Genomic DNA, 21,955 nt, shown 5'->3' with positions numbered 1-21,955 from the left:
GTGCCGGCATGGAATGCATACGGACTAAAAGACCCGCCGTGCTTGCGGGACGAAAGACATTTCTGTTCTTGGATAAAACAAACCATCTCATACCTTTATCAAACCCATTCAAACTCCTCTATGCAACAGCTTCTCTTCTTCGTACTGGCCATTTTATGCGGAGCTGTTTTTCCTACGCAAGCTGGGTTAAATGCTCAGATGGCTCGCCTCACCGGACAGGCACTCTGGGCGGCTTTCTTTTCCTTTGTTATGGGTGTAGTAGTCCTGTTTCTGGCGAGTCTGACGACCCGAACCTCATTTGGGGAAGCGGTGGCGGCGGCGAAAACGGCTCCCTGGTACGTCTGGTTTGCTGGCGTTTTGGGAGCTTATTACATCAGTACGGTCATTGTGGTAATGCCGCGACTGGGGGTAGCCTTAACCTTTGGACTAGTGGTACTGGGACAAATGATCGTATCCCTGTTGCTCGATCATTACGGCTGGCTGGGCGTAGCCGTCAAACCCATTTCCATCGGGCGAATCGTGGGTGCGATGCTGATTGTGGGCGGAGTGGTGTTAATTCGGAAGTTTTAGCTGTAGGGAGAGTGTGAATCGACGCAACTGACGATACATAAAAAGCCTCCTGAAAAAACCAAAGGCTTTTCAGGAGGCACTAACCATCCACCCAACTACTAAGCCAAATTCACCAATGCTTCACGCAAGGCTACCAGCTTTGATTCGGCGTCGGCTTTCTTCTGACGTTCTTTCTCTACGACTTCGGGTTTCGCATTCTGTACGAAGCGTTCGTTGGAAAGTTTCGCGTCTACGGATTTCATAAATCCTTCGTTGTACTCGATTTCTTTCTGTAAACGGTCGCGTTCGGCTTCCACGTCGATCTTTTCACCCAAAGCGATAAAGATTTTATCGGCTTTAATCAGGAAGGGCGAAACACCCGCTACATCTTCCGTCACAAACTCAATAGGTGTGGTATTGGCCAGTTTCTGAATGATGGGGTCCACGTTCTGATAGCGTTCGGTATTATCCGTACGAACCACTAGCGGCAGGGTTTCTTTCGGCGAAAGACCCTTCGAGTTACGGGTTTCCCGAACTTTCGTTACTACTTCAAACAGAACATCGAAGTCCGCTACCAGTCCAGCATTGATGGTGCCCACGGTGGGGTACGCCGCCCGGCAGAGGCTTTCGCCCTGGGAACGCTCGCGGAGATTTTGCCAGATTTCTTCCGTAATGAACGGCATGAACGGGTGCATCAAAGCCATCAGGCGTTCGAAGAAAACAACCGTTGTTTCGTACGTTTCAGCGTCGATGGGTTTGCCGAATTCGGGCTTAATGATTTCCAGATAATTTGAGCAAAATTCATCCCAGATCAGCTTATACGCCGCGTGCAGGGCATCCGAAATCCGGAATTTGCTGAAGTGATCCAGAATCTCGGACAGCGTGGCGTTGAGTTTGGATTCAAACCAGGTAAAGGCCAGCTGATTCGAAGCCGGAGCGGATTCCGTGGAAATCTCCCAGCCCTTGATCAGACGGAAGGCATTCCATACTTTGTTACAGAAATTCCGTCCCTGTTCGCAGAGTTTTTCATCGAACAGCAAATCGTTACCAGCGGGAGCGGAGAACAAAAGTCCCGTCCGAACGCCATCAGCACCAAATTTGGCAATCAGGTCCAGTGGGTCAGGAGAATTCCCGAGTTGCTTGGACATTTTCCGGCCCTTCGCATCCCGAACGATACCCGTCAGGTATACATTCTTGAACGGACGCTCGCCCATAAATTCAAAGCCCGCCATAATCATCCGGGCAACCCAGAAGAACAGAATATCCGGACCCGTCACCAGATCGCTGGTGGGGTAATAAAACTTAATGTCTTCGTTATTGGGATTCGAAAGGGCATCAAATACGCCAAACGGCCATAGCCAGGATGAGAACCAGGTATCGAGTACGTCCGGGTCCTGCTCCAAATCCTGCTCGGTCAAGGCGAATAGCTGCATTTCGTGCTGAGCTTTTCGCAGGGCTTCCCGTTTGTTTTTAGCAACAATGATGGTACCGTCCTGCAAATAGAAGGCCGGAATCTGCTGGCCCCACCAGAGTTGCCGGGAAATACACCAGTCGTGGATGTTTTCCATCCACACGCGGTACGTATTCTTGAATTTAGCGGGAATCAAAGCTACGTCGTCGTTCATCACTGAATCCAGAGCAGGTTTGGCCATGTCATCCATCTTCAGCCACCATTGCATGGACAGCTTGGGTTCGATAACGGCTCCCGTACGCTCGGACGTACCGACGTTTGACTTATATTCCTCAATTTTTTCCAGGTAACCCTTTTCTTCGAGTTCCTTGATGATGGCTTTGCGGGCCGCAAAACGATCCATGCCCACAAAAAGCTGGGCTTTTTCGTTGAGCGTACCGTCATCACTCAAAATATCGATCACGGGCAGCCGGTGTTTCTGGCCCAGTTCGTAGTCATTCAAATCGTGAGCCGGCGTTACTTTCAGGGCTCCCGTACCGAAATCCATCGTTACGTATTCATCCAGAATCACGGGAATTTCCCGGTCAATCAACGGAATCCGTACTTTCTTGCCGTGCAGGTGCGTGTACCGTTCGTCTTCCGGGTGAACGCAGATGGCGGCATCGGCCATGATGGTTTCCGGGCGAACGGTAGCAATGGTTACCGAGGCTCCTTCTTCACCCACGACTGGATACTGAATGTAGACCAGCTTGGACTGTACTTCCTTAAAGATTACTTCTTCGTCCGACAGTGCCGTTTTTCCCTGGGGATCCCAATTGACCATCCGTACACCCCGGTAAATCAGTCCTTTATTGTACAAACGAACGAATACATCAATGACCGACTCGTAGTACTTCTCGTCCATCGTAAACCGCGTACGGTCCCAGTCGCAGGAAGCTCCGAGTTTTTTGAGTTGTTCGAGAATGATTCCGCCGTATTTGTTTTTCCATTCGAAGGCATACGAAAGAAACTCTTCGCGACTCAGATCGGTCTTGGCGATTCCCCGCTCCTTGAGCATGCCTACGACTTTGGCTTCCGTGGCAATGGAGGCGTGATCCGTACCCGGCACCCATACCGCCTCTTTACCTTCCATACGGGCCTTGCGGACCAGAATATCCTGAATTGTATTGTTGAGCATGTGGCCCATGTGCAGGATTCCCGTGACGTTTGGGGGCGGAATCACAATGGTGTACGGCTCTTTTTCAGGATTAGGCTGGGACGCAAAAAGCTTGTGCTGGAGCCAGTAGGCGTACCACTTATCTTCAACCTCGGTGGGCGAATACGTTTTAGAAATCGTGCTCATGGTAGTCATCGTTCGGGAGGAAAAATCACCCTCAACAGAATTTATTACGCAAAGATACGCAATTCGGAAGCGGCTCGGAAGGGGCATTTCTCGAATTGACGTTTCACAAACGCACTGATTTGCTGATGGATGCCTTATTTTTGCGAACTGTACTCTAGTTCAAGTAGACGAAAGTCGAACGATTCACCCTTGTTGATCCGAACCATGCGGCGTTTTTTCGTGAATGTGTATTCCATTTGGGCGGCCTTTTGGTTTGTATTTACGTTTCTGCTGATTTTCCCGTTTCAGTATATTTTCCTGCAAAAAGAAGCCTGGAAACCCCTGGCTCACCGCTGTAACCGGGTGTGGGCTCACCTGTTTTTTCCCCTGGTAGGTATGCCGATTCTGGTGCGATACGAAAGCGGTAAACCCGATCCTAAGCAGGCGTACGTCTTTGCGTCCAATCACTTTTCGTACCTGGACGTGGCTTCGATGATGCTGATTGTGGATAACTATTTTGCCTTTCTGGGAAAAAGCGTTCTGAAGAAAGCCCCGCTCTTTGGTTATATGTTTTCGAAACTGCACATTCAGGTAGATCGGAATGATCCCCAGAGTCGTTCGAAATCCCTGCAACGCTCGTACCGGGCTTTGGAATCAGGAAGAAGTATGGTAATTTATCCGGAAGGAGGCATTCGGGCGACCAACCCACCGCAGATGCACCCATCCTTCAAAGACGGAGCCTTTCGGATGGCCATTCGCCAGCAGGTACCGCTGGTACCCATTTCGTTACTGAACAATTACCTGTTGCTGCCCGATAAGAAAAACATGCGGCTGAATCCTGGAGCCGTCCGGGCGGTGATTCATACGCCGATTCCAACGAAAGGCCTGACCGAAGCGGATGTGGAAAACTTACGACATCAGGTTTTCGAAACGATTCAGCGTACGTTGGATGAGTACACGGCGAATCCGAAGGCTCATGCCAGTGAATACAAACGGCTGACGGTGATTTAAGCGTAATGCATTGCCACCAAGGTTCACCAGGAAAAAATCCTTTATCCCGGTGCTTCACTTTGAGTAACTCCGTGGTTAACTTCTGAAAACGGAAAACTGCAAACTGACAACTCATTTATGCAAGTCGAAAAACAGACCCTCCACAAAATGGCCCAGCTGGCCCGTTTGACCATTCGTCCCGAAGAAGAAACAGAGCTGACAAACACGCTCAGCAGCGTACTAACCTGGATGGAACAACTCAACGAACTTGATACTACGCAGGTAGAACCCCTGACTCACATGAGTCTGGAGGTAAATGCTTTACGGCCCGATAAAGCCCTGCAAACCCTTACGCACGAGCAGGGGCTGGTGAATGCTCCCAAGCGGGATGAGAACTATTTCCGCGTACCAAAAGTACTGGAATAAACGATCCGAGCGAGGTTCGTAAAGGCATCGCTCGGATTGAGCTACATCACAATTTCAAAGTGGTCCCCATCCAGATACGCTGGAAACTTATCCCGAAATGTGGATAACTCTTCGTGATTCAAGGTATAGGTGTGGATAAGTGGATCGCTATGTGGATAACTTATCCAGTTGCCTTTGAAGTCAATTAAACCCGAAGCTCCAGCATGCGGTACGCCTTTACCATCGTTGCCTACGCGGTTGACGCCTACGGTATAGCATTGATTTTCAATGGCTCGGGCCGTTAACAGGCTCTTCCAGGCATTTTCCCGGGCGGCGGGCCAGTTGGCTACATAAATCAGCAGATCGTACTGGTTATCCACATTCCGACTCCAAACCGGGAATCGCAGGTCGTAACAGATGAGGGGACAAATCTTCCAGCCTTTCCAAGTGTGGATAAGTCGCCGGGTACCCGCTGTATATACCTCATGTTCGTTCCCCATCCGAAAGAGATGCCGCTTGTCGTAGGTTTCGCAGGTCCCGTCGGGCTGCATCCACACGAGCCGGTTGTAATACTTTCCGCTTTCCTGTACTACAAAACTTCCCAGCACCAGTGCTTCGTACTGAGCAGCGATTTGCCGCATCCAGCGGGTAGTGGTCAGATTCATGGGTTCCGCCACCGCGGCCGGATTCATCGTAAAACCCGTCGTGAACATTTCGGGCAGAATGATGACATCCGTTGGTTGCGAGTGTTCACTCAGCTTTTCTTCCAGCATCGCCAGATTCGCCGTTGGATTTTCCCAGTACAGGTCGGTCTGTACCAGCGTTACGCGTAGAGGCTCGGGCATGGCTATACTTTGTCTTTCGTTTTCTTGAAATACTTGTTGAAAATGAATTTAAAAAAGTAGCGAAACGGCTGCTCAATGGCTTTGTCGTACAAGCGGGCTTTCTTCAGATTAATTTGGTACTGCTCGCGAATGGTACGGGCGTGTTTGGCGTAGATGTACGCGTAAATCCGGTCGTCCGTTTCCAGATTGGTAAAATCCGATAACGAACCCTGGCGAATCCGATAATCAAACAGCGTTTCCGAAATGTGAAAAAACTGCCAGTCGGTTTGCGTCACGCGAATCCAGAATTCCCAGTCCTCGCAACCCGGTATTTGTTCGTCCAGCCCTCCGACCTGCTCCCAGACGGTTTTCCGAACGAGCGTACACATATCCAGAGCATTGGAAATGAACAGCTGCGAACCATCGAATACCGAAGCTTTGAAACCTTTCCGCGTGGTATCTCCAAAAAATGAGCATTACCGTAAACTACCCCCACGTCAGGCCGCGATTCCAGTACGGGAATTCCTTTCTCAAGGTATGCCGGCCGAATCCGGTTGTCACTATCCAGCAGTAACAGATACTTCCCCCGAGCGGCCCGAACACCCGTATTCCGGGCGGCAGCGGCTCCCTTGTTTTCCTGATGAAGAATGGAATACCCCCGCGTTTCCAGTTCCCGTAAGTACTCAAGTGTATGCGGGTCGGTTGAGCCGTCGTTAATAATAATGATTTCGTAGGCGTACGATCCCTGATACGCTTCCACGCTGGCCAGGGCTTCGGGTAGATACGTTCCGGAATTATAACAGGGAATGATAACGGATACAAGCGGGGACATGCAGAAAGCTTATTTTTTCGATCGATGAAACGTCTGATACAGCCGGATGGCCGTACGAATGAATCCTCGGGACGTTTGATGTTTTAAGGATCGGTACTCGGGCATGAGTTTACGAACGTAAGCGGGAACGAGTTCCTCCCAGAGTGCGGCCATTTCGCGTACGTACTGCTCCCGGTTGCGGGAACCCACGCCGCCGTAGTCAAAGACAACCAATGGATAACTAATGTGCTGAAATACTTTATCCGCCAGAAAACTACGGAGGAAAAGCCAGTGATCCCCCGCCAGTGGATACGAAGCTGGATACGGACCCAATTCCCGAAAAAGGTCCGACCGAAAAAGCGACGACTGGTGATTCAGATTCTGCGTTTCCAGGAAAAGTAAATCCAGCGTAGCCGGGTGCGTGTGCAGCCATTTTTGGGTAACATCGCCCTGAAAGCCGTACATATCGCCGTAGAAAACGTCCACGGTCGGGTGTGCTTCGATTTGTTCAAGGCAGGCTTTAATGACGGAGGCATCACTCAGGCAATCGCCCGCGTTGAGAAACATCAGGTACGTACCGCGGGCTTTGGCAATGCCTTTATTCATGGCGGGGTAAATACCGCCATCCGGTTCGCTGCACCAGTAGGTAAGCTTTGCCTCCTGTTCCCGCAGGAACGCCACGCTACCGTCCGTCGATCCGCCATCAATCACCAGGAATTCAAAATCCTGTACGGACTGACTCCAGACACTTTCCAGCGTTTTCCGTAAACCCTCGGCCTGATTATAATGAATGGTGATGATACTGAGTTTCATAGGTTAGTAGACCAGCGTCAGCGTGCCTTTCAGGGTCGGGCGACCATTGTTAGGCTGGATGACGTAATAGTACGTAGCCGGCGGTAATCGGGTACCCTTGTACGTACCATCAAAAGTAGTACCGTAACCTTTGGAAACGAAGATTTCCGTACCCCAGCGGTTAAAAATCCGCACGTCGGCGTTGGGATAGAACTCAATGCCCGGTAGTTCCCAGGTGTCATTGGTACCATCTCCATTGGGGGTGATGGCATTGGGAATGGTAAGGGCTTCCCACACCGTTACCAGTACGTCGTCCTCCACCTGGCAACCCGCTGCTGAGGTAGCCCGAACGGTATAACGGGTCGTCTGATCCGGAGTAGCTGTAGGGCTTTGAATGGTAGTCGAGCTAAGGCCGGTGGCGGGTGTCCATTCAAAGGTCAGGTCGTCGTCGCTTTGCGTCTGGATGACGACCGATTCACCGCGGACAAAGCCTAAGTCCGGCCCCGCATTGAGTCGCGGAGCGGGCGAAACGGTTGCCGTTTGTTCCACTACTGTTTTACAACCCTGTTCATTGATATACGTGTAAGTCAGCGGAAAACTGCCCACGCCCGCCAGCGAAGGGTCGAACTGATCCGTACCCGAAATTACGCCCTGGCCCGCAAAAACGCCTCCCGCAGGCGTACCTTGAAGGGTAAGTTTGGTCACGTTACTCTGACAAATGGAAGGGATGGCTTCAAACGTGGCGGGTGTTTCGGGGTAAAGCTCCGCCGTATAATCCGGTGAAAAAGCCGTACAATTCCCAATTTTGACTTGGAAGGAATACGTACCCGACGTCTGAACAACGTAGCGATTCTGCGTAGCTCCGGTAATGAGCTGGCCGTTGCGGTACCACTGAAACTGATAACCCGTGGAATCGTAGGCGATCAGCGTTACGTTCGCATCCCGGCAAAAACGATTCGCCGGAGGCAGATTCTGAAAGCGGGCCTGCGGCGTGTCGTAAATGTCAATCTGCTGGGAAGGGGTATAGTAACAGGCATCGTCCAGACTTTGTACCCGTACCGCATACAACCCGCCCCGGGTGATCGTAATTGACGACGTAGTTTCGGGTAGCGATACACTATCTCGTTGCCAGCGGTAGCTATAGTTACCCGTCAGCGTCGAGAGTATAATTTGTTGCGTAGCACAGGCGGGTAGGGGTACGTTGGCCGTAATGCTGGCCGAAGGACCGGGCTTGAGCGTCAGCGTAACGGATTCGGATTCTTTCGAGGCCGAGCAAACAGTGGTCGAACTGATAACTACGCGATAGGTGCCTGGCGATTGAGCCTGGTACTGCCAGGAGGTGGCTCCTTCAATATTACGTCCGTCTTTTTGCCACTGGTAGGAGGCATTGGGTAGTTGTCGGGTTTTCAGGTCAAAAGAGCCGCTTTCGCAAACTTCGCCTTTTAGTAGTTGCTTCGTCGAGTCCGTCTGAAACACGATCGGATCGGGTAAGGTATTGTCCGGACAATCGACGACGAGTAGCTGAAAATCCCGTCGAACCATACCGATTTTTTCCCCATTCCGGTATTCTTCTACCTGTACGGAAAACACGAAAAGTCCCAGTTGCGAGGGGGTTACGCTGAGCGTGCCCGTATTCGGATTGATTTGTAAAGCAGGATTTCCCGGGATCTGGTTGTTGACCCCGTACGCATTCCCCCAACTCACCAAAGGGTAGGGGCTGGGAGCTGGTATCGAAGGACTCGGCCGGGCATCCGTCGTAAAACCCATGTAAGGCGTTTCCAGCGAATATCGTAATTGATCACCGTCGGCATCGCTGGCTCCAAAGTTGAGCGTAAAGGGTTTATTCACGCAGAGGTATTCGCCGTTGGGCGTACCAAAAACGGGCGACGAGTTCTGGAAAGCCTGTCCGTTGCGTTGCAGAGCCGGAAATTCCAGGTAAAAACCATCCCCGACCGGCCGGGTGATACCAGATTCACCGTGGCAGTATTCCGGCAGCACCGTTCGAAAGCGACGTAGTACCCCTGGGGGTCACTGTATTGCCTGGGGTCCAGATTGAGCTCATAATGATAGCGGAGGACGGATGTCTTTAAATTTCGGGCTTCCGCACAGCTCGGATTGGTATAACGAAGGGGCTGATCACTTTCCAGATCCATCCGAATATTTACCTCACGGTTATTATCCCGTTTCCGGAAAATTGAAATGACAATGTCGCGTTCCTTGGGGGAGGTTCTGCCGCCAATTTCATCGAAGAACAGATTCATGTACAAATGAAACCGACCGGGCCGGTTGGGTATCGCCACCATTTCAAAATTTCCTCCAACAATATGATTGGCCCAGGCAGGCGAAAGCACGCCCCAAAAGAGGACTAATCCAAGGTACCATTTATTCATAGGCATATACGAAGATCGAGACTATCTCCGGAAAAACGTTAAATCCAGGGTTTGCATTTCACCAGACACAGACTTATGTAAAGCGACGTATAGAAGATATGGGTAAATTTTAAAAGCGGTTAATAAAAATTGGTTATTGGCTCGTGTGGTAAAATAATATTTTATAAACAGATTAAATAGTAAAAACATATTATAATAATTAGGTTACCCTATTTAAGTAATTAATCCTTAGTTTATTTACAAAGTACAATCTTCAAATACATTTTTAGCTTACCAAAGATTATTCTTTCATTAACCTGGTTTTAATGTAAATTTATTTTTTGTTACTAAAAGGGCTTTATTTTTAACGCTTGTTTTATATTTTTGTAAAATTATCCGAGTAAGAAGTGATGTGGTTTATTCTTCTCTGAAAGATTTATTATTATTTCGCGTGCAACGAGCCAGGTGGGATATTAGAAAAATCTAATTTTCAGAAATAGGAATTAAGTCAATAATTTTTTTACACTTCTCTTAGGTTTTACCTAACTATACAAACTATCAATGAAACAAAAGTTACTTCTGTGCTTGGCATTCCTGCTAAGCATAAGTTTGAGTTATGCTCAAACATTGGTGAGGGGAACGGTTACGGCGGTAGAGGACAACTCTCCAGTGCCGGGCGTAAGCGTACTGGTGAAGGGAACCACTACCGGAACCGTTACGGACAGTCAGGGTAAATACTCCCTTAACGTTCCGGCTGGAAGTACCGTGCTTGTCTTCAAGTCCATTGGATTTATCATGATGGAGATGCCGATTGGTAACAACTCGGTGATTGATGTGCAGTTGAAGCAGGATGCGAAAGACCTGGAAGAAGTGGTTGTTCAGGTACCGTACGGACAGGCGAAAAAAGCATTGTTTACGGGTTCGGTAAACCAGCTGAGTACAAAGGATTTCCAAACCCGTCCGATTTCCAATATCAACAACGCTCTGGCCGGGGTAGCTGCGGGTATTCAGGCGAGTGCGGGTAGTGGTCAGCCGGGCGATGGTCCTTCCATCCGTGTACGCGGTTTTGGATCGATCAATGCTTCCAATGATCCCTTGTATGTAGTCGATGGGGTACCTTACTCGGGTAATATCGCTAACATCAGCCCTTCGGATATTGAGAGCATTTCCCTGCTGAAAGATGCGGCGTCTTCTTCCATTTATGGATCACGGGCGGCCAACGGCGTAATTATGATTACGACCCGTAAAGGAACCAACAAAAGCCAGTTCACGATCAACGCCAGTCAGGGTGTGATGTCCCGGGGTATTCCGGAGTACGATCGCGTGAATGCATTTGAGTACTACCCGCTGATGTGGGAAGCGTACCGGAACAGCCTTTCCTACGGAGCCCCTGCTGCTTCGGCGATTGGTCTGGATGCGGCTAACGCCCGGGCTACGGCAGGTATCAAAGGTTTGTTGGGCTACAATCCCTTCAATGTTGCGGATAACGAAATCGTTACGGCTGACGGAAAAATCAACCCGAATGCTCGGTTGAAATACCCGAATGATCTGAACTGGGCGGATCCCTTGACGCGTCAGGGAAGCCGTGCGGATTATAACCTGAACTACAGTGGTGGTAGCGATAAGAGTGATTTCTTTGTTTCCATGGGTTATGTCAATGAAAAAGGCTATCTGATCAACTCCGAATTTAAACGCTATACGGGTCGTCTGAACGCGAACTTCAAACCCACGAAGTGGCTTAAAACGGGCTTGAACCTGGCTGGAACGGTAACCGATGCCAAACAGGCGAATACGGTAGACAATAGCAGCGGGTATGCCAACCCCTTCAATTTTGCCCGGGGTATGGGACCGATTTATCCGGTGTATGCTCGCAATCCGCAATCGGGTGAACTGATTCTGGACGCTGCTGGTAATGCTCAGTACGATTTGGGTAACATGACGGCTCTGGGTCTGCCTTCCCGTCCGGCTGGAGCAAGTCCCGGTCGTCACATTGTTGCTGAAACGGAACTGAATAAAAACCTGCGTCGTCGGAATGTACTGAGTGCCCGTACGTATGGCGAAGTGACGTTCCTGAAAGACTTCAAGTTTACGACCAACGTCAGCGTAGATATTACGAGCGATTTAGGCATTGGTTATGACAATACCTTAGTAGGGGACGGAGCTCCCGCAGGTCGTGCGAACCGTGCGAACCGTCAGACAACTACGTATAACATCAACCAGTTATTGAACTATTCAAAAACGTTCAATACGCACCATACGATTGACGCCCTGGTGGGTCACGAAAATTACGACTGGACTTTTAACTACATCTACGCGATGAGTCAAGGTCAGATTGTAACGGGTAACGATGAACTGGGGAACTTCACGACGATCAACTCGTCAACTTCCTACACGGACAAGTATCGCACGGAAGGCTATTTTTCCCGCGTGAATTACGATTACGATGGTAAATACATCCTGTCTGCCTCGTTCCGTCGGGATGGTACTTCAAAGTTTGCCCGCGAGTCACGTTGGGGTAATTTCTGGTCCGTAGGAGCCGGTTGGCGTCTGGACAATGAGAATTTCATGAAGAGTATTTCCTGGGTAAACCTGTTGAAGCTGAGAAGCTCCGTGGGTACTTCCGGAAACGATGGTATTCTTGATTCAGACGGAAACCGTATTTACTACGCGTATCCGGCCCTGTACGCCTTTGGTCAAAGCTATAACAACAATAGCGAATCTGGTTTCATCCAGAGTCAATTGGCGGCGAATACCTTACAGTGGGAGTCCAACCGCAGCGTTGACTTAGGACTGGAGTACGGTTTACTCAACAATCGCCTGTCGGGTAGCATTGAAGTATTCCACCGTAAGTCGGATAACCTGCTCTTTAGCGTACCTATTTCGCTGGCAAGTGGTCTTTCGGAGCGACTGGCCAACATTGGTTCGATGTGGAACAAAGGAATCGAGCTTCACGTAAATGCCGACATCATTCGTAAAAACGATTTCCGTTGGAACATTGATGTGAACGCTACGATGCTGAAAAACCGCATTACGTCGTTGCCCGAAAACAACAAGCCCATCATCAGCGGAAGCTTCCGCCGGGCGGTCGGTCAATCGATCTATGATTTCTGGCTGAGAGAATGGTACGGCGTGGATTCAGAAAATGGCGATGGCTTGTACCGGGCCGATCAGTGGGTGAACAACACGACGACGAAAACGTATGTCATCGGTCAGGATACGGTAACCAACAACTCCAACAACGCCCGTTTCCACTACGCAGGAAGCTCTATTCCGGACGTATACGGTGGTATCTCGAATACCTTTAGCTACAAGCGGTTTACGTTGATGGCTCTTTTGAATTACCAAATTGGTGGTCTGGCTTTGGATAACTCCTACGCTCAGTTGATGGCCGGTGGTAATTACGGAACCGCTCTGCACAAAGACCAACTCAGACGCTGGCAGAACCCCGGTGACGTAACGGATGTACCCCGGATGGATGAAGCCAGACGTAGCTTCTTTAATGCGGCTTCGGATCGCTGGTTGACGAGTGCTTCGTATCTGAGTATTCGTACGGTAAACCTGTCGTACAACTTCGCTCCGGCTGTGTTGAACCGAATTAATGTAAAGAATGCGTCGGTATTTCTGAGTGGTGAAAACCTGTGGTTGTTTTCCGCTCGCAAGGGTATGAACGTAACGCAGTCATTTAACGGTATCGTGAATAATGCCTACATCCCCAACCGGGTTGTGTCGGTAGGATTGAACCTGACTCTTTAAGCATTAAAATCCATGAAAATTAATCAGATCAGTAAGTATCTGCTTATGGCCGGCCTGGCTTTCTCGCTGACGGCCTGTGATAAAGATTACCTGGAAACACAACCGACCAATGCCGTATCCGAGCAGGATGTGTTCACCAGTTTGCCTAACGCCTGGGCTGCTCTGAACGGTATTCACCGTCAGCTATACAGCCAGCAGGGTGATATGGATCAGGCCGGTCAAATGGGCCTGATGATCCACTTCGACGCCCTGGGTGACGATGTAGTCATGACGAGCACCGGAAACGGCTGGTACAACGGTACGTACCGCTGGACGATGCACCGCAGTGATGCGGCCAGCACCGTACGGTTCACGTACCTGTTCTACTACAAGCTCATTGCCAATGCCAACATGATTATCGCCAACATCGATAAAATTACGGGCGATGAGAAAGAGAAGAACGATATCAAGGCTCAGGCGTTGACCTACCGGGCCTGGAGTCATTTCATGCTGGTTCAGTTGTACGGACAGCGGTATCAGGCAGGAGCAGCCAACACGCAGCTGGGTGTTCCCGTTATGACCATCAACACCACGGAAGGACAGGCTCGGGCTACGGTAGCTGAAGTGTATGCTCAGGTAACGAAAGACCTGGATGAAGCCGTTTCGTTGTTCGGTACCGTGACTGCTACACACCCCAAGTCACACTTCAACATCAGTTCAGCGAAGGGTATTTATGCCCGCGTCGCTCTAACGATGGGTGACTGGACGAAAGCGGCTACGCTGGCCAAAGACGCTCGTGCGAAATACACGCTGATGTCACAGGCTCAGTACCTGCAAGGGTTCAACAGCATCAGCAATCCGGAGTGGATCTGGGGCAGTAACCCCCTGTCGACGCAGCCGACGTATTTCCACTCGTTCTTTGCTTTCATGTCGGCGAATTTCAATTCCACGAACATTCGTACGAATCCGAAAGCCATCAATTCCAAGTTGTACGAAACGATTGCCAGTACAGACGTCCGGAAGCAATTGTGGGATCCAACGGGTAAAAATACCGCTTTCCCGATTCCTCCTTCAGGTAACCGGGCCGCTTATATGAACCGTAAGTTCCTTTCCGAAAGCTCCAGCAGTAGCTTAGGCGATGTAGCTTTTATGCGGTCAGCCGAAATGTACCTGATCGAAGCCGAAGCCTTGGCTCACGCCGGTAAAGATGCCGACGCTGCTAAAGTGCTTTATGATCTGGTGGTATCGCGTGATCCGGCCTACAAGCAAAGTACGGCTACGGGTATGGCTCTGCTGAACGAAATTCTGACACAACGTCGGGTAGAGCTGTGGGGTGAAGGATTCCGTTTCTTTGATTTGAAACGCCTCAACCAATCCCTGGATCGTACAGGAACCAATCATCAGCAAGCCTTGGCTCTGGTGATGACTATTCCCGCCGGTGATCCGCAATGGCAGTACCTCTTCCCGCGGGCGGAGCTGAACGTAAACCCCAAGGTGGTGCAAAATCCCTAAGCGGTCTCTGCATTACTGGTTCGTAAAAAGGCACTATTCCGAAAGGGTAGTGCCTTTTTTGGTTCCTTCCCTTTCCCGAATTAATTTAACCATTCCATCGGGTCATCAAAGGAGCTTACCGATGTTATTTTTGTGTAGCAGGCTGGAAATGCCGAATCAATACAACCGGGGAGCGGAAGAGCGAATACGTTAGTACCATGGACCGACCAACAAATTTTTTTGATACAAAGATTGAATTCCTCAAAGGCGTAGGCCCGCAGAAAGGGGCATTGCTCAATACGGAATTGAATATTTTTACGTTTGGCGATTTACTCCAACACTATCCCTTCCGGTACGAAGACCGTACGCGGTTTTATCGAATTTCGGAATTACGGGAAGATCTGGCCGGAGCCCAAATCAAAGGCCGGTTGCGTACCTGGGAAGTGATTGGCGAAGGGCACAAAGCTCGTCTGGTCGGTCAGTTCAGCGACGGTTCGGGAACAATGGAGCTGACCTGGTTTCAGGGTATTTCATTCCTGGAAAAAAGCTTACACCGGGATGGGCAATACATTGTTTACGGCAAGCCAACGAGTTTCAACGGCAAATTTCAGATGGTACACCCGGAAATGGACCTGCTGACGGCCGAAAACGAAAAAGGGGGCTACTGGCAACCGGTCTACAACCTGACGGAAAAACTTCGGAAACGGTACGTAGACGCCAAAGCGATTGCGAAATGGCAGCGACAGGTACTCGAACTGGCTGGGCAGCACATTCGGGAAACATTACCCAGTTTCCTTATCGAAAAATACCGGCTGGCGTCCAAGGCTCAGGCTTTGTGGGGGATTCACGCTCCGGAAAACGAACAGCACATTCATCAGGCCAAACGACGCCTGAAATTCGAGGAGCTTTTTTACAATCAGCTCCGACTCATCAAACAGAAAATCCTACGGAGAACGGAGTATCCCGGACAGGTTTTTCAACGCACGCAGCTCATTCGTGACTTTTACGAACAGCACCTGCCCTTCGATCTGACCGGAGCTCAAAAACGGGTTATTCGCGAGATTTTCGAAGACATGCGTTCGGGAAAGCAGATGAATCGGCTGCTACAGGGTGATGTGGGGTCTGGCAAAACCATCGTAGCCTTTATCTGCATGCTGCTGGCCATCGAAAACGAGGCTCAGGCCTGTTTAATGGCCCCTACCGAAATTCTGGCCGATCAGCATTTCAAAGGCTTGATGCCTTTTGCGGAAGCCATGGGCCTGCGTATGTCCAAGCTGACGGGTTCGACCTCGAAAAAAGACCGGAAAGTACTGCACGAAGGCTTACTCGATGGTTCGATTCATATTGTGGTAGGCACCCACGCCCTGCTGGAAGATATTGTCCAATTCAAGAACCTCGGCCTGGTGGTGATTGATGAGCAACACCGCTTTGGCGTAGCCCAGCGGGCGAAGCTCTGGCAGAAAAACGAAGTCATTTATCCGCATATTCTGGTGATGACGGCCACGCCCATTCCGCGTACGCTGGCCATGACCTTATACGGAGATCTGGATCTTTCGCAGATTGACGAATTACCACCGGGTCGGAAGCCCATCGTAACCCGCTGGAAATCCGATCAGCACCGGCTGGAAGTTTTTGGCTTCGTACGAAATGAACTCCAGAAAGGACGGCAGATTTACATGGTGTATCCGCTGATTGAAGAATCCGAAAAGCTGGATTTCAAGGATTTGATGGATGGCTACGAAAGCGTAGTGCGGGCGTTCCCGGACTATCAGATCAGTATTGTGCACGGCAAAATGCCCGCCAAGGACAAGGATTTCGAAATGCAGCGGTTCATCAGTCGGGAAACCATGATTATGGTAGCCACGACCGTAATCGAAGTAGGAGTGAACGTACCCAACGCGTCGGTCATGATCATTGAAAGTGCCGAACGGTTTGGTTTGTCGCAGTTGCACCAGTTAAGGGGCCGCGTCGGGCGGGGGGCAGATCAGAGTTATTGTATTCTGATGACGGGGTTGAAACTCAGTGCCGAAACCCGTACCCGCATGAAGGTGATGACCGAAACCAACGACGGCTTCGTGATTGCCGATACCGACTTACGCCTTCGCGGGCCGGGTGACATGGCCGGTACCCAGCAAAGCGGAGTAGTAGACTTGCTACTGGCTGATTTATCGAAAGATGGGGAAATCCTGAAAGCGGCCCGGGAATCAGCTCAGGGTATTCTGGAAGAGGATCCCGAATTGGTACTGCCGAAAAATCAGGCCATCCGGAGCCAGCTCGATCAGATTCGGGAGAATGAAAGTAACTGGGCGAGGATTAGTTAAGCTGAAGCCAAGAGAAACGCCTTGGGATAGTAATTCCGGGGCGTTTCTGTTCTAACTCATTCCTTAAGCTTTACTGCTAACGGAAGCCCGGGTTTTTGGGGGAGCAAACGGTTTTTCAGTAACAAAATGAAAAAGCCAGCCTAGTCCCAGGGAAATACCAAGGCCAAGCAGCAAGCAAATAACAACCGGGACACCCTGAGCCAGCATCAAACCCGACAAAAAACAAAGAATCGGTACGTGAATCAAATAAAGGGTATACGAAAAGGCTCCCAGCTTGCGAAGTTTAACCAGGCCAACCCACTGACGACTGGTGAGCAGTAAATACAGCATAAGCGTAATTCCGACTGCTACGGCCACGTCGCTGCCGATACTTGAAATGTATCTGGTTAGGGATAGAATGAGAAGCATTCCCAGATAAAGAATACCCGCCGCCGGATTCAGATCTTTCGAACGCAAGCAGTCCGCCAGTAACACGCCCAGGTACCAGGTAATAAAATAGTCGAGTACGATAGTCAGCAGGGCGGGTTTAAAGGGAAACTCGCGGTTTAATACCCAAAGTAGTAATACAAAGCTGGAAGTCAGTAGTTTATTCTTCCTGAAAAGCCCATATACGGGAATGTACAGCAGATAAAACCACCATTCATACATTAAGGACCACAGGGGGCCGTTGGTGCCCCAAATAGGGGTGTAGACATTCTGCACGAAAAGCAAATTTCCTGCTAAGGTCGACAGCCTGTAGTCGGGGTTCGTAAGTTCGTTAAGGGCAGGGTAAGGCGTTTGGGCCGTATAAATGGGAAACTTCAAATACATGCCCCACTGGTCCAGCAGAAAGGTGAAGCCTAAGGCAATGACCAAAGGTGGATAAATCCGACGAACCCGCCGGCGGATATAAGCCAGGGCAGAGAACGTTCCCTCACGGGCAAACCGCGTATCCGTACTCCAGTGAATGACGAAACCCGAGAGTACAAAGAAAAACAATACGGCTTCATGGGCGAAACGGAAGAGTACCCGAAGAGTCTGCAGATAGACGGAAGGTTCATTCCCACCCAGAAAGAGCAGGGCATGAGTGACGAGTACATAACAGGCCGTCAGACCCCGAAGGCTATCCAGTAAGGCTAAGTTTTCCGGAATGATTTTTCGTATTCGCATAGACACGGTGCGGTCCAACGGGCAAAGGTATTGAGGAATCAGAAAGAGCGTATATTTTCTGTTCACCCGGCAAGGCCCTAACCCGTTATTGACCGTACAATCCGATGAGTGAGCCGCCCGGTCTACTATCTTTTCTCGCCCGAAAGTCCTACTTTTGCAAATCTATCGTCTTCTCCGAAAGGCTGGAACGAAGTACACGAGTATCAGTGTTGATAGGTAGATCTAGTCTTTTGTTTCCATACCATAGCACCTATGAATTTCCCCGAATACAAAAATCTCGATTACGCCGCTGTCGCCGACGAAATCCGGCAATTCTGGAAAGACAACCGGATTTTCGAGCAATCGATTGAACTGCGGGAAGGTAAGCCCAGCTTTACGTTTTTTGAAGGACCCCCGTCGGCCAATGGTACGCCGGGTATCCACCACGTCATGGCTCGGTCGATTAAAGATATTTTCTGTAGGTACCAAACCCTCAAAGGTCGCCAGGTCAAACGGAAAGGTGGCTGGGATACGCACGGTCTGCCCATTGAGTTACAGGTGGAAAAAGAGCTGGGCATCACCAAAGAAGACATCGGTAAGAAAATCAGCGTAGAGGAATACAACCGCAAGTGCCGGGAAACGGTGATGCGGTATACGGACCAATGGAATGACCTGACCGAAAAAATGGGGTACTGGGTCGATCTGGAAAGTCCGTACGTGACCTACCACAACGAATACATTGAGAGTGTCTGGCATCTGCTCAAGCAATTGCATAACCAGGGGCTGCTCTATAAAGGATATACCATTCAGCCCTACTCGCCAGCGGCGGGTACGGGCCTGAGTTCGCATGAGCTGAACCAGCCGGGTACGTACAAGGAAATCAAGGACGTATCCATTGTCGCCCAGTTTAAAGTAAAACTGACCGGAAAATCGGGTTACCTGTTCGATACGGCCGATAGCGACGACGTCTACATCCTGGCCTGGACGACCACGCCCTGGACGCTGCCTTCCAACGCGGCCCTGACGGTGGGTAAAAACATTAATTACCAGTTAATCCAAACCTATAACCCGTATACGCATCTGCCGATCAACGTCATCCTTGCGAAAGATCGGGTGAGTGCGTACTTCTCCGAAAAAGGAAAAGACGGCGATTTGCTGGCCTATCAGCCGGGTGACAAACTCATTCCCTGGAAAGTCCTGATGGATTTGAAAGGCGAACACCTGGAAGGCATCGAGTATGAACAACTGATGCCTTACGTACAACCCGAAAGTCCGGCGTTCCGCGTCATCATGGGTGATTTCGTGACGACGGAAGACGGTACGGGTGTGGTACATACAGCTCCTACGTTCGGAGCGGACGATTTCCGGGTATCGCAGCAAAACGGTATCCCCGCCATCATGGTGAAGGATGAAACCGGAAAAGACGTACCACTCGTGGACAAACGGGGTCGCTTCGTAGCGGAGGTGACGGATTTTGCGGGTGAGTTCGTGAAGGAACAATACCTGTCCGATGAACAGAAAGAAGCTGAACGTGAGAAACAGGGCCGCGACAAATACCTGTCGGTCGATGAACGCATCGGCATCTTGTTGAAAACGGAAAATAAAGCCTTTAACGTTCAGAAGTTCGACCACACCTATCCGCACTGCTGGCGGACGGACAAGCCTGTACTGTATTACCCGCTCGATAGCTGGTTCATCCGTACAACGGCGAAAAAAGACGAACTGGTAGCTCTCAATAAAACCATCAACTGGAAACCCGAAAGTACGGGTACGGGTCGTTTCGGCAACTGGCTGGAAAACCTGGTGGACTGGAACCTGAGCCGGAGTCGCTACTGGGGTACGCCGCTGCCCATCTGGCGGAGCGAAGACGGAGAAGAAGTTTGTATTGGCTCAATTGCGGAGTTGAAAGCTGCTTTAGAGCATTCTCTAAAATCCGACAGTCTGAGTGCGGAACAACAGACTGCCAACGAAGGCTATCTGGCCAAAGTGGGTACGGGCGAATTTGATCTGCACCGGCCGTATGTAGACGATATTTTCCTGGTATCGGCCTCTGGTAAAGTGATGTACCGAGAATCCGATTTGATTGATGTATGGTTCGATTCAGGAGCGATGCCGTACGCTCAGTGGCATTATCCCTTCGAAAATCAGGATATCTTCGAAAAAAGCTACCCTGCCGATTTTATCTCCGAAGGCGTGGATCAAACCCGGGGCTGGTTCTTTACGTTGCACGCGATTTCAGGAATGTTGAATAATTCCGTAGCGTTCAAAAACGTCGTGTCAACGGGGCTGGTACTCGATAAGGACGGCGAGAAAATGTCGAAGCGGAAAGGCAACGTCGTGAATCCATTTGAAGCTCTGGCCAAGTACGGTACGGACCCGATTCGCTGGTACATGATTACCAACTCGAATCCCTGGGACAACCTGCGTTTTAATCTGGAAGGCGTTACCGAAGTACGGAACAAATTCTTCGGTACGCTGACGAATACGTATAACTTCTTTGCTCTGTACGCCAACCTCGACGGCTATACGCTGGACGAAAGCAATCGGGTACCGTACGAGCAATTGAGCGAAATGGACCGCTGGATTCTTTCAAAACTCCATTCGCTCATCAAAGATGTAGACGGTTTCTACGCCGACTATGAACCAACGAAAGCAGGCCGGGCCATTCAGGAGTTTGTATCCGATCATTTGTCGAACTGGTACGTGCGTCTGTCACGCCGACGTTTCTGGAAAGGTGAACTGACCGCTGACAAACGGGCGGCGTTTGAAACCTTGCAGGAATGTCTGCTGAAAGTATCACAGTTGATGTCACCCATTGCCCCGTTCTATGCTGACTGGCTGTACCGTAACCTGACGGAAGGCGTTCGCGAAGCGGCCGTAGCCAATGGTTCGGCCCTGCAGTATCCTTCCGTACACCTGACGGACTTGCAGGCGGCAAATCAGCATTACATTGATCTGGAACTGGAAGCTTCGATGGAACTGGCTCAACGGGTTTCGTCGCTGGTACACTCCATCCGGAAAGTTAATAAAATCAAGGTACGGCAACCGCTTTCGCGGGTACTGGTACCCGTACTCAACGAATTCACGAAACAGCGGCTGGCTCGGGTTGAAGAACTCATCAAGGCCGAAGTGAACGTAAAATCGGTTGACTTACTGGATGATGCCTCTGGCGTACTGAACAAAAAGGTGAAACCGAACTTCAAGGCGTTGGGACCCAAATTTGGCCCAAAAATGAAGGAAGTAGCTGCCGGTATCCAGTCCATGACGACGAGCGATATTGCCGAGCTGGAAAAGGCCGGTACGCTGACCGTAGGCGGTACGCATGAAATCACGTTGAGCGACGTGGAAATTCTGACGGAAGATCTGCCCGGCTTCCTTACCGCTCAGGAAAACGGCCTGACGGTAGCTCTGGATGTAAGCATCTCGGAAGAGCTGCGTTACGAAGGAATTGCCCGTGAGTTTGTCAACCGGATTCAAAACCTGCGGAAAGATAGTGGGTTCGAAGTAGCGGATAAGATTGCCATTTCGGTGACTACTACGGAAGCATTGGTCAAAACGGCTTTGGAAACGAACCGCGAATACATCTGCACCGAAGTACAGGCCCTGAGTCTGAATCTACTCGATACGCTGGCCGACAGTGTAGCGGTAGAACTGGATGAAGCGGAATTGGGCGTGAAGGTGGAGGTCGTAGCGTAAGGAAAATAGCTTTCATAGGATGGGATGCAGTTCATACACATGGACTGCATCCTTTTTTTTTGAGTTTTGAGCGGCCGCCGCTGCGGTTTTCCGTTTTCCGTTTTCCGTTTTCCGT

At 50.2% G+C, this 21,955-nt stretch carries 15 protein-coding genes; 7 read left to right on the top strand and 8 right to left on the bottom strand.

Annotated elements, in window-relative coordinates; all coding sequences use genetic code 11:
* Positions 1 to 120 precede the first annotated feature (120 nt).
* Positions 121 to 570, top strand: a complete 450-nt coding sequence (locus BWI93_RS25700; RefSeq protein ID WP_094816763.1) for a DMT family transporter — start codon at positions 121 to 123, stop codon at positions 568 to 570.
* Between the two features lie 98 nt (positions 571 to 668).
* On the opposite strand, the gene BWI93_RS25695 is transcribed toward BWI93_RS25700, so the two are convergent.
* Positions 669 to 3,302, bottom strand: a complete 2,634-nt coding sequence (locus tag BWI93_RS25695; protein ID WP_094816761.1) for a valine--tRNA ligase — start codon at positions 3,300 to 3,302, stop codon at positions 669 to 671.
* Between the two features lie 204 nt (positions 3,303 to 3,506).
* On the opposite strand from BWI93_RS25695, the gene BWI93_RS25690 reads away from it, so the two are divergent.
* Both BWI93_RS25690 and gatC read left to right on the top strand, forming a co-directional pair.
* The gene (locus tag BWI93_RS25690; protein ID WP_094816759.1) at positions 3,507 to 4,292 is read left to right on the top strand and encodes a 1-acyl-sn-glycerol-3-phosphate acyltransferase; all 786 of its coding nucleotides are present in this window, start codon (positions 3,507 to 3,509) and stop codon (positions 4,290 to 4,292) included.
* Positions 4,293 to 4,409: 117 nt separating this feature from the next.
* Positions 4,410 to 4,697, top strand: coding sequence for an Asp-tRNA(Asn)/Glu-tRNA(Gln) amidotransferase subunit GatC (gene gatC, locus BWI93_RS25685; protein ID WP_094816757.1), 288 nt, complete (start codon positions 4,410 to 4,412; stop codon positions 4,695 to 4,697).
* Between the two features lie 41 nt (positions 4,698 to 4,738).
* Here gatC and BWI93_RS25680 read toward each other — a convergent pair whose 3' ends face one another.
* The 6 genes from BWI93_RS25680 to BWI93_RS29235 form a co-directional block, all read right to left on the bottom strand.
* Positions 4,739 to 5,521 (bottom strand): amidohydrolase, encoded by a 783-nt coding sequence (locus BWI93_RS25680; RefSeq protein ID WP_094816755.1) that lies wholly within the window; start codon positions 5,519 to 5,521, stop codon positions 4,739 to 4,741.
* 2 nt (positions 5,522 to 5,523) lie between these two features.
* The gene (locus BWI93_RS25675) at positions 5,524 to 5,889 is read right to left on the bottom strand and encodes a glycosyltransferase family 2 protein (RefSeq protein ID WP_141217606.1); all 366 of its coding nucleotides are present in this window, start codon (positions 5,887 to 5,889) and stop codon (positions 5,524 to 5,526) included.
* On the bottom strand, positions 5,793 to 6,332 hold the full coding sequence (locus BWI93_RS25670; RefSeq protein WP_094816751.1) for a glycosyltransferase family A protein: 540 nt from the start codon (positions 6,330 to 6,332) through the stop codon (positions 5,793 to 5,795). The genes BWI93_RS25675 and BWI93_RS25670 overlap by 97 nt, the downstream gene beginning before the upstream one ends.
* 9 nt (positions 6,333 to 6,341) lie before the next feature.
* The gene (locus BWI93_RS25665) at positions 6,342 to 7,124 is read right to left on the bottom strand and encodes a glycosyltransferase family 2 protein (RefSeq protein ID WP_094816749.1); all 783 of its coding nucleotides are present in this window, start codon (positions 7,122 to 7,124) and stop codon (positions 6,342 to 6,344) included.
* Positions 7,125 to 7,127: 3 nt separating this feature from the next.
* Positions 7,128 to 8,645: a gliding motility-associated C-terminal domain-containing protein gene (locus BWI93_RS25660; RefSeq protein ID WP_255158075.1), complete on the bottom strand. Its 1,518-nt coding sequence runs from the start codon at positions 8,643 to 8,645 to the stop codon at positions 7,128 to 7,130.
* A gap of 302 nt (positions 8,646 to 8,947) precedes the next feature.
* Positions 8,948 to 9,493, bottom strand: coding sequence for a hypothetical protein (locus tag BWI93_RS29235; protein ID WP_255158074.1), 546 nt, complete (start codon positions 9,491 to 9,493; stop codon positions 8,948 to 8,950).
* A 588-nt stretch (positions 9,494 to 10,081) separates the two neighbouring features.
* Between BWI93_RS29235 and BWI93_RS25650 the strand changes: the two genes are divergently transcribed.
* The 3 genes from BWI93_RS25650 to recG all read left to right on the top strand — a co-directional run bounded on the left by BWI93_RS25650 (position 10,082) and on the right by recG (position 17,016).
* Positions 10,082 to 13,225 (top strand): SusC/RagA family TonB-linked outer membrane protein, encoded by a 3,144-nt coding sequence (locus tag BWI93_RS25650; protein ID WP_255158073.1) that lies wholly within the window; start codon positions 10,082 to 10,084, stop codon positions 13,223 to 13,225.
* A gap of 12 nt (positions 13,226 to 13,237) precedes the next feature.
* Positions 13,238 to 14,716, top strand: a complete 1,479-nt coding sequence (locus BWI93_RS25645) for a RagB/SusD family nutrient uptake outer membrane protein (RefSeq protein ID WP_094816741.1) — start codon at positions 13,238 to 13,240, stop codon at positions 14,714 to 14,716.
* 197 nt (positions 14,717 to 14,913) lie between these two features.
* Positions 14,914 to 17,016 (top strand): ATP-dependent DNA helicase RecG, encoded by a 2,103-nt coding sequence (recG, locus tag BWI93_RS25640; protein WP_094816739.1) that lies wholly within the window; start codon positions 14,914 to 14,916, stop codon positions 17,014 to 17,016.
* A gap of 63 nt (positions 17,017 to 17,079) precedes the next feature.
* Here recG and BWI93_RS25635 read toward each other — a convergent pair whose 3' ends face one another.
* The gene (locus tag BWI93_RS25635; protein ID WP_094816737.1) at positions 17,080 to 18,165 is read right to left on the bottom strand and encodes an acyltransferase; all 1,086 of its coding nucleotides are present in this window, start codon (positions 18,163 to 18,165) and stop codon (positions 17,080 to 17,082) included.
* A 252-nt stretch (positions 18,166 to 18,417) separates the two neighbouring features.
* On the opposite strand from BWI93_RS25635, the gene ileS reads away from it, so the two are divergent.
* Complete coding sequence (gene ileS, locus BWI93_RS25630; protein WP_094816735.1) at positions 18,418 to 21,840, top strand: isoleucine--tRNA ligase; 3,423 nt, start codon at positions 18,418 to 18,420, stop codon at positions 21,838 to 21,840.
* Positions 21,841 to 21,955: the final 115 nt, after the last annotated feature.

It is taken from the genome of Siphonobacter sp. BAB-5385, from assembly GCF_002261125.1.
Lineage (GTDB): Bacteria > Bacteroidota > Bacteroidia > Cytophagales > Spirosomataceae > Siphonobacter.
The sequence above is the reverse complement of the archived record's forward strand: the minus strand, read 5'-3'. Positions and strand labels throughout refer to the sequence as shown.